Below are 9,335 nucleotides of genomic sequence, written 5' to 3'. Positions count from 1 at the left end.
CCCCGACCAGCTCGGGGACATGCACGCGCGGATCGACGCGGGCGCGGCCGAGGCCGGTCGCGACCCGGCGTCGATCCGGCGCGCGTACAACGTCTGGGGCACCATCACCGCCGGCCCCTCCGGAGGGTTCCTGGAGGGGCCGGCGGACCAGTGGGTGGACGAGCTCACCGAGCTGGTGGTCGAGTACGGCATGGACACGTTCGTGTTCGGCCCGGCGACGGACCCGGTCGCCCAGGTGGGGCGGTTCGCCGCCGAGGTGGCCCCGGCCGTCCGCGAGGCCGTGCGGGCCGAGCGGGGGTGAGCGGGGCGGGCCGTCACCCCGGTTTCGTCCGCCGCCGTGGCCGGCCCCGTCACGGGGGCCGGCCTCCGCGCCCGGACGCTACTTCGACGGGTCCAGGGTGAGCTTGCCGACGGTGCCGCGCGACCGCAGGTCCTCGTGCGCGCGGCGCGCCTCGGAGAGGGGGTAGGTTCCGCTGAGGATCGGCCGGAGGCGTCCGTCGGCCACCATCGCGAACATGTCCGCCATGGCCTGGCCGACCACGTCGCCGGGCAGGAGCCAGGCGTGCGGAAGCCACATCCCGCTCACGGTGGTGGAGAAGCGCATGAGGTTGGGCAGCCTCACGGCCTTGGGCTCCTCACGCGAGGCCATGCCGTAGAAGGCGAGGCGGCCGAACGGCGCCAGGGCCCGGACGCTCTCGTCGGTCACCCGGCCGCCGACCATGTCCAGTACCACGTCCACGCGGCGGCCCCCGTTGGCGGCGATCAGCGCCTCGGTCATGTCGGGCGCCGCGGAGTCCACGACGGCGTCGGCGCCCAGTTCCAGGGCCAGGTCGCGCTTGGCCTCGCTGCTGGCCACCGCGATGACGCGGCCCGCCCCGAAGGCCTTGGCGAGCTGGACCGCGAGCGTGCCGACCCCGCCCGCCGCCGCGTGCACGACCACGGACTCGCCCGGCTCCATCCGCGCGTTCCTGCGCAGCAGGACCCACGCGGTGGCCCCCTGGACGATCAGCGCGAGCGCGGCCTCGTCGGAGACGTCGTCGGGGATGTCGTAGGTCGTGCCGGGGGTGGCCAGGGCACGCTCGGCGTAGCCTCCCGACGCGGTCAGGGCCACGACGCGGCGCCCGTCGGCGGTGCGTCCGGCGATCTCCCCGCCGGGGACCATGGGCAGTGAGGAGGGGGCGAGGTAGCTGTTCTCCGCCTGGTGGGTGTCGGCGTAGTTGACCCCGGCGCGGGACACCTCGACGAGGATGTCGTCCGGACCCGGCTGTGGGTCGGGCAGTTCGGTGGGGGTCAGGACCTCGGGTCCGCCGAACTCGGTGATCTGGATGGCGCGCATGATGGCCTCCGCTCATAGGGACGTACCGACCGGATGGTATGTCACGCGTCGCATGGGTGGGCACGTCACCCCCGGGATGGGCATCGTGCCCACGCGACCCTTGCGCACTAAACCTGACGTTGTTAGGAAAGTGGGGTCGAACGCCGAACGGGAGGCCACACGTGGACGACGAGCGGATCGTGACGACGGAGGCGGGACGGGTCCGGGGCACACCCTCACCCCGTTCCGCGGACGGGGGCGTCACCGTCTTCCGGGGGCTGCCCTACGCGGCCCCGCCCTTCGGGGAGAACAGGTTCGCCGCACCGTGCCCCAGAGCGGAGTGGGAGGGTGTGCGCGACTGCGCCGACTTCGGTCCGCCCGCTCCGCAGACCCCCGGCATGGTGGGGGCGCGCCCCTGGAGTTCGGAGACCTCACTGGACTGCCTGACCCTCAACGTGTGGACCGGCGCCCGCCCGGGGGAGGGCGCGCCCGTCCTCGTGTGGTTCCACGGAGGTGCCTACATCGTCGGCTCCGCCGCCGAACCGATCTACGACGGAACCCGGCTGGCCGAGCGCGGTCTCGTCGTGGTCAGCGTCAACTTCCGTCTGGGCTTCGAGGGTTACGGCCACGTGCCCGGGCGTCCGGACAACCGGGCCATGCTCGACCAGATCGCCGCCCTGCGCTGGGTCCGCGACAACGTCTCCGCCTTCGGCGGGGACCCGGACAACGTCACGGTCGCGGGGGAGTCCGCGGGCGCGGGCGCGGTCGTGTGCCTGATGGCCTCGCCCCTGGCGCGGGGGCTCTTCCACAGGGCCATCGCGCACAGCGTCCCCTCCGACATGGTGAGCCGGGCGTCCGCGCTGGCCGTCTCCGAACGGGTCGCCGACGCGGCGGGGGCGCCGCTGGACCCCGAAGCCCTGGCCGCCCTGCCACCGGAACGGATCCTGGCGGCCACCGACGAGGTCCTGCGCCGCCGTCCCGGGACGCTCACGTGCTACGCGCCCGTGGTCGGCGGAGCGGACCTCCCGGTCGCTCCGCTCAGGGCGGCCGCCCAAGGCGTCACACGCGGCGTGGACCTGCTGATCGGCCACAACACGCACGAATACCGCCTGTTCACCGGTCTGGGCGGCGCCGGAGCCGACGACGAGGCCGCACTGGCCAAGGCCGCCGTCAGGGCGGGGTTGCCGGAGGGCGCGGTGGACGACTACCGGGCGATCCACCCCAAGGCCTCGGTGGCGGAGCTCTACGACGAGATCATGGGCGACGCCCTGTTCTCGCGGTACACGGTGCGTTTCGCCGAGGCCCACGCCGCCGGGGGAGGGCGGTCGCACGTCTTCCGCCTGGCCGCCGAGACGACCGTCATGGAGGGCAGGCTCGGCGCGTGTCACGCCTTCGACCTGCCCTTCGCCTTCGGCACGCTCGAGTCGGACCTGGCCCGGTTCCTGCTGGACGACACGGTCACCGACGCCCACCGGTCGCTGTCGGATCGCTTCTCGGGAGCGTGGAGCGCCTTCGCCTCCTCCGGCGACCCCGGCTGGCCCCGGGTGACCGCCGACGCGACACCGGTCAGGGTGTGGGACCTCGTCGACGACCTCCACCCGGACGATGTCTCGCCCGTGCGCCGACTGTGGGCGGACGTGTCCTTCGACCCCAGGTAGGCCGTGCGGCCCCGGGGAGCCGTGCCCCCGGGGCGTTGTCGGACGAGCCTCCGGCGGCTGGCGCGCCACGGCACCGGGCAAAGCTTGTGGAAAGTGCCCGCGCACCACGCGCGCGGGTGCGCGGGTTCCGGTGAAGCCGCCGTCGAGAAGGGCGACGACGGTGTTTCGGTGCGCTGGATCCCCGGTAGGACGCTTGATGAGGACGGTCGGGGATCGCAGCGTCCACCGGAGGTGAGCGATGACCGCGAACGTCTTTGTCGTGGGGCTGGACGAGCCGAACCGCGAGATACTACGCGCATTGCCGGGAGCCGGGGACTATCGGTTCCTGACCCTGCTCGATCTCGACGAGATCGGCCAGGAGCGGGAGATGGACATGCCCGCTCTGCTCTCGCTCGCCTCTCGGCGCCTGGACTCCTTCGACGGCCCGGTCGACGCGGTCATCGGCCTCTGGGACTTCCCGGTCAGCTCACTCGTACCCCTGTTGTGCCGACCGCGCGGACTACCGTGCGCGCCCCTGGAGGCCGTCGTCCGCTGCGAGCACAAGTACTGGAGCCGCCTGGAGCAGCGGGCCGCCGTACCCGAGGCGGTGCCGAGGTTCGCCGTGATCGACCTCCGGTCCCCCGTCGAGCCCGAGGGCCTCTCCTACCCGCTGTGGGTCAAGCCCGTGAAGTCCTTCTCGTCCGAGCTCGCGTTCCGCGTCACCGACGGCGCTGAGTACGCCTCGGCGGTCGGGCGGATCAGGGAGGGCGCCGCACGGGTGGGCGCGCCCTTCCAGTGGGTGATGGACCAGATCCGGGCGCCCTCGGCGATCCGCTCCGTCGGTGGCACGGCCGGGCTCGCGGAGGAGGAGGCCACGGGCGACCAGCTCACCGTCGAGGGCTACGTCCGCGACGGGGTGCCCCACTCCTACGCGCTCGTCGACTCCCTCCTCTACCCCGGCACGCCGAGCTTCCTGTGCTACGAGTACCCGTCACGGGCGCCGGAGTGGGTTCGCGACCGCCTGTTCGATCTGACCGATCGGGTGATCACCCGGGTCGGGCTCGACGACACGACCTTCAACGTCGAGTACTTCCACGACCCGGAGACCGACGCCGTCACGCTCCTGGAGATCAACCCCCGCCACTCCCAGTCACACGCCCGGCTCTTCGAATTCGTCCGCGGGGTGTCCAACCACGAGATCGCCCTGCGGATCGCGCTCGGAGAGGAACCCGTCCTGGAGCGTGAGGGGAGGGGCGCGATGGCCGCCAAGTGGTTCGTGCGCAGTTTCCGCGACGGCTTCCTGTCCGCCGTCCCCGCGCCGGAAGACGTCGCGCGCGCCGAGGCACGGGTCCCGGGGGCGAGGGTGGAGGTCACCGCGCGTGCGGGCCGCTGGCTCTCCGAGCTGCCGATACAGGACAGCTACAGCTTCGAACTCGCCGACGTCTTCGTGGTGGGGCGGGACGCCGAGGAGTGCGAGCGCGAGTTCCACGCCTGTGCGCGGGAACTGTCCTTCACCATCGTGGGCGTCGAGGAAGAGGACCGACCGCGGAGAGGACCCGGAGACGATGAGAACCGTCAGCGAACTGCCCAACGAGGTGCGCGAGGACGTTCACGTCCTCATCCCGCTCAGTGACGGCACCCGGCTCGCCGCGCGCCTCTGGCGCCCAGCGGACAGCGACAAGCGCCCCGTGCCCGCGGTCCTGGAGTTCATCCCGTACCGCAGACGCGACCTCACCGCGCAGCGCGACTCGGTGCACCATCCCTACATGGCCGGGCACGGGTACGCGTGCGCCCGGGTGGACCTGCGCGGCAGCGGAGACTCCGAGGGCGTGCTCACCGACGAGTACCTGGAACGGGAGCTCCTGGACGCTGAGGAGGTGCTCGCCTGGCTCGCCGCCCAACCCTGGTGCGACGGCCGCACCGGCATGATGGGGATTTCCTGGGGTGGGTTCAACGCCCTCCAGGTCGCGGCACGGCGCCCCGAGAGCCTACGCGCGATCGTGACCGCCTGCTCCACCGACGACCGCTACTCCGACGACGTGCACTACATGGGCGGGTGCCTGCTCGTCGACAACCTCTCCTGGGCCTCCACCATGTTCGCCTACAACTCCTGCCCTCCCGACCCGGCGCTGGTCGGTGAGCGGTGGCGGCGCATGTGGCACGACCGGTTGGAGCACAGCGGGCTCTGGCTGGAGACGTGGCTGCGCCACCAGCACCGTGACGACTACTGGAGGCACGGGTCGGTCGCCGAGGACCTGGACGCGGTCCAGGTGCCCGTGATGGCCGTCAGCGGGTGGGCCGACGGCTACTCCAACGCCGTGTTCCGACTCCTGTCGGGATTGCGCGTGCCGCGGCTCGGACTCCTCGGTCCCTGGTCGCACAAGTACCCCCACCTGGGTCAGCCCGGACCCGCCATCGGCTTCCTCCAGGAGGTGGTGCGCTGGTGGGACCGCTGGCTCAAGGACATCGACAACGATGTGATGGACGTGCCCATGCTGCGGGCGTGGATGCAGGAGAGCGTGCCGCCCTCCACCTCCTACGACGAGCGGCCGGGGCGCTGGGTCGGAGCGGAGGAGTGGCCCTCGTCGGCGATCGTGCCCGTGTCCCGTTCCCTGGGGCACGGCCGGGTGCTGGGCGAGGGGGAGGAACCCGGTGACGGTACCGTCCTGACCCTGTCCTCACCACTGTCCACCGGGCAGCACGCGGGCAAGTGGTGCTCCTACAACGCGCCTCCGGACCTGCCCCACGACCAGAGGGAGGACGACGGCGGTTCGATCGTCTTCGACAGCGTGCCGCTCCCGGAACGGCTGGAGATCCTGGGGTCGCCGGTGGTCGACCTCGAACTCTCCGTGGACCGGCCCGACGCGATGGTCGCGGTGCGCCTGAACGACGTCACCCCCGGCGGGGAGGCCACCCGCGTCACCTACGGGCTGCTCAACCTCACGCACGCCGACGGCCACGAGGCGCCCGGGAAACTCGTGCCCGGGCGCAGGTACCGGGTCTCGGTCACCCTCAACGGCGTCGCGCAGGCGTTCCCGCCCGGACACCGGATCCGGATCTCGGTCTCCACCTCGTACTGGCCGCTCGCCTGGCCCTCGCCCGAGCCGGTGCGGCTCGCCGTGTACCCGGGCACGTACACGAGGGTGCTGCTCCCGGTGCGCCTGACCGGCGCCGAGGATCCTCCGGTGGCGGCCTTCGGCGAGCCCGAGGGCACCGCCCCGGTCACGACGAGCCAGCTCTCGCCGCCGGAGCACCGGTGGGACCTGGCTCATGACCTCGTGCACTACCGGGCCTCGCTGAACGTGGTCAAGGACCTCGGGACGGTGCGCTTCGACGACATCGGCCTGGAGGTGACCCGGCGGGCGGAGGAGATCTACAGCTGGGTCGGCGACGACTACGGCACCGTCAGGGGCGAGACGGACTGGACGATGGGCTTCGCCCGCGGGGACTGGTCCGTGGAGACGAGGACCCGCACGGTGCTCACGTCGACGGAGACCGATTTCCACGTGCACGCCACACTCGACGCCTATGAGGGCGACAGGCGCGTGATGACGAGGATCTTCGCCTCGGTGATCCCCCGAGACCACGTGTGACCGGGACCCCGAGAGGCGGTCCCGGTCACCGAGCGGAGGGGGTTACTTGGTCAGGCCGGCGCGCCGCAGGGCGTCGGCCATCGCGCCCGACGGCGCGTTGTCGCGCTCGTTCCGGTTGCCGCGGCCGCCGCCTCCCCGGCGGCCGTTGCCGTTGCCGCCGCCCCCACGGCGCCGCTCACCGCGTCCGCCGCGCTCGTCCCGGCCCGCGCGGTCACCGCGGTCACCGCGTCCGCCGCCGGAGCCCGTCCCGTCGTCCAGACGCATGGTGAGCGAGATGCGCTTGCGCTGGATGTCGACGTCCTGGACCTTCACCCGGACCACGTCACCGGGCTTGACCACGTCGCGCGGGTCCTCGACGAACTTGTGCGAGAGCGCCGACACGTGGACCAGGCCGTCCTGGTGCACGCCCACGTCCACGAACGCCCCGAAGGCGGCCACGTTGGTGACCACGCCCTCCAGGATCATGCCGGGCTCCAGGTCCTCCAGCTTCTCCACGCCCTCCTTGAAGGTCGCGGTGGTGAACGCGGGGCGCGGGTCGCGGCCGGGCTTGTCCAGTTCGGCGAGGATGTCGGTGACGGTCGGCAGACCGAACGTGTCGTCGACGAAGTCCTGGGGGCGGACCTTGGACAGGGCCGCCTTGTTCCCGATCAGGGACGGCAGGTCGGTGCCGACCCGGTCCAGGATGCGCCGCACGACCGGGTACGCCTCCGGGTGCACGGCGGAGGCGTCCAGCGGGTCGTCGCCGCCGGGGACGCGGAGGAAGCCCGCGCACTGCTCGAAGGCCTTGGGACCCAGCCTGGGGACCGAGCGCAGCTCCTCGCGGCTCCGGAAGGGGCCGTTGGCGTCGCGGTGGGCGACGATGTTGCGCGCCAGTGTGGAGGTCACACCCGACACCCGGGTCAGCAGGGGGACCGACGCGGTGTTGACGTCCACGCCCACACCGTTCACGCAGTCCTCCACCACCGCGTCGAGCGAGCGCGACAGCTTCGCCTCGGCCAGGTCGTGCTGGTACTGGCCGACGCCGATCGACTTGGGGTCGATCTTGACCAGCTCGGCCAGCGGGTCCTGGAGGCGGCGGGCGATGGAGGCGGCGCCGCGCAGGGACACGTCCAGGTCGGGGAGCTCCTCGGAGGCGTAGGCCGAGGCCGAGTACACCGACGCGCCCGCCTCCGACACCATCACCTTGGTGAGCTTCAGCTCGGGGTGGCGCTTGAGCAGGTCGGCGGCGAGGCGGTCGGTCTCGCGCGAGGCCGTGCCGTTGCCGATGGCGACGAGCTCCACACCGTGTGCCGCGCACAGGCGCGCCAGCGTGGCCAGGGAGCCCTCCCAGTCCTTGCGCGGCGCGTGCGGGAAGATCGTGTCGGTCACCACCACCTTGCCGGTGCCGTCGACGACCACGACCTTCACGCCCGTGCGCAGACCCGGGTCCAGGCCCAGCGTGGGGCGGGTGCCCGCGGGCGCGGCCAACAGCAGGTCGCGCAGGTTGGCCGCGAAGACGTTCACGCCCTCGTCCTCGGCCCGCTGCCACAGCCGCATGCGCACGTCGATGTCCAGCCGGACCAGGATGCGCGTGCGCCAGGCCCAGCGGACGGTGTCCTGAAGCCAGCGGTCGGCGGGGCGGCCGCGGTCGACGACGCCGAAGTGGTGGGCGATCGCGTCCTCGTAGGAGCTGCGGGGGGTGGTGCCGTCGGGGTTCTCGGCGGGTGCCTCCTCCGGCTCCAGGTTGAGGGTGAGCACTTCCTCCTTCTCACCCCGGTACAGGGCCAGGACTCGGTGCGAGGGCAGCTCGGTCAGGGGCTCGGAGAAGGAGAAGTAGTCGGAGAACTTCGCGCCCGACTCCTCCTTGCCCTCGCGGACGGCGGATCCCAGGCGGCCCCGGTTCCACAACCGCTCGCGCAGGAGGCCGGTGAGGTCGGCGTCCTCGGCGAAGCGCTCGACGAGGATGGCGCGGGCTCCGTCCAGGGCGGCCTTGACGTCGGGCACGCCCTTGTCGGCGTCCACGTGGGCGGCGGCGGACTCCTGCGGGTCCCGCGACGGGTCGGCCAGCAGACCCTCGGCCAGCGGTTCGAGCCCGGCCTCACGCGCGATCTGGGCCTTGGTGCGACGCTTGGGCTTGTAGGGGAGGTAGATGTCCTCCAGACGGGCCTTGGAGTCGGCGGCGTTGATGCGCGCCTCCAACTCCTCGTCCAGCTTGCCCTGGGACCGGATCGACTCCAGGATCGCGGTCCGGCGTTCGGCCAGTTCACGCAGGTAGCGCAGGCGTTCCTCCAGCGTGCGCAACTGGGCGTCGTCCAGCCCGCCGGTCACCTCCTTGCGGTAACGGGCGATGAAGGGCACGGTCGATCCGCCGTCGAGGAGTTCGACGGCGGAGGTGACCTGGTGCGCGCCCACGCCGATTTCCTCGGCGATGCGCTGGTCGATCGTGGGTGTCGCAGGGGTCGTCACTGGTAAGCGTCCACTCTCTGGCTTTTCGGTGCTGGGCCATTGTCGCGGCGGGACGGACGGTTGTCATCCCGGAGCGGTCCGTGTCCCAGCTTCCCGCACACGGCCCGGTCCTCGGTGCCACGGAGGGCGGCGGCCTGAGGATGGGTGCCGTGCGTGGCACAGCGAGGGGGAGACGCCGCCCTACGGGTTGTTCCCCTCGGTCAGGTCGGGGGCGTAGTACTCGTCCAGCGGGATGGGGCCCCGGTAGCCCTGGCACATGCACTGGCGGTAGGTGGAACCGGCCTGGCCCGTCCAGCGGCCGGGGATGACCACCTGGGTCTGGCACTTCTTGGTCGACTTGTCGTG

5 protein-coding genes and 1 pseudogene are annotated in these 9,335 nt (G+C 72.1%); 4 read left to right on the top strand and 2 right to left on the bottom strand.

The window, feature by feature from the left end; all coding sequences use genetic code 11:
- A pseudogene (locus D471_RS0109265) lies at positions 1-301 on the top strand (LLM class flavin-dependent oxidoreductase); the annotation flags it as partial.
- A 78-nt stretch (positions 302-379) separates the two neighbouring features.
- On the opposite strand, the gene D471_RS0109260 reads toward D471_RS0109265, so the two are convergent.
- Positions 380-1,336: a quinone oxidoreductase family protein gene (locus tag D471_RS0109260; protein WP_017598362.1), complete on the bottom strand. Its 957-nt coding sequence runs from the start codon at positions 1,334-1,336 to the stop codon at positions 380-382.
- Between the two features lie 161 nt (positions 1,337-1,497).
- On the opposite strand from D471_RS0109260, the gene D471_RS0109255 reads away from it, so the two are divergent.
- The 3 genes from D471_RS0109255 (at position 1,498) to D471_RS0109245 (ending at position 6,545) form a co-directional block, all read left to right on the top strand.
- Positions 1,498-2,973, top strand: coding sequence for a carboxylesterase/lipase family protein (locus tag D471_RS0109255; protein ID WP_017598361.1), 1,476 nt, complete (start codon positions 1,498-1,500; stop codon positions 2,971-2,973).
- A gap of 238 nt (positions 2,974-3,211) precedes the next feature.
- Positions 3,212-4,585, top strand: coding sequence for an ATP-grasp domain-containing protein (locus D471_RS0109250; RefSeq protein ID WP_017598360.1), 1,374 nt, complete (start codon positions 3,212-3,214; stop codon positions 4,583-4,585).
- Positions 4,518-6,545, top strand: a complete 2,028-nt coding sequence (locus D471_RS0109245; protein ID WP_017598359.1) for a CocE/NonD family hydrolase — start codon at positions 4,518-4,520, stop codon at positions 6,543-6,545. Before D471_RS0109250 ends, D471_RS0109245 begins: the two co-directional genes overlap by 68 nt.
- Positions 6,546-6,587: 42 nt before the next feature.
- Here D471_RS0109245 and D471_RS0109240 read toward each other — a convergent pair whose 3' ends face one another.
- The gene (locus tag D471_RS0109240) at positions 6,588-8,990 is read right to left on the bottom strand and encodes a Tex family protein (RefSeq protein WP_017598358.1); all 2,403 of its coding nucleotides are present in this window, start codon (positions 8,988-8,990) and stop codon (positions 6,588-6,590) included.
- Positions 8,991-9,335 lie beyond the last annotated feature (345 nt).

Origin of the sequence: Nocardiopsis lucentensis DSM 44048 (assembly GCF_000341125.1) — a bacterium.
In the GTDB taxonomy this organism is placed as follows: Bacteria; Actinomycetota; Actinomycetes; order Streptosporangiales; family Streptosporangiaceae; genus Nocardiopsis; species Nocardiopsis lucentensis.
The sequence above is the reverse complement of the archived record's forward strand: the minus strand, read 5'-3'. Positions and strand labels throughout refer to the sequence as shown.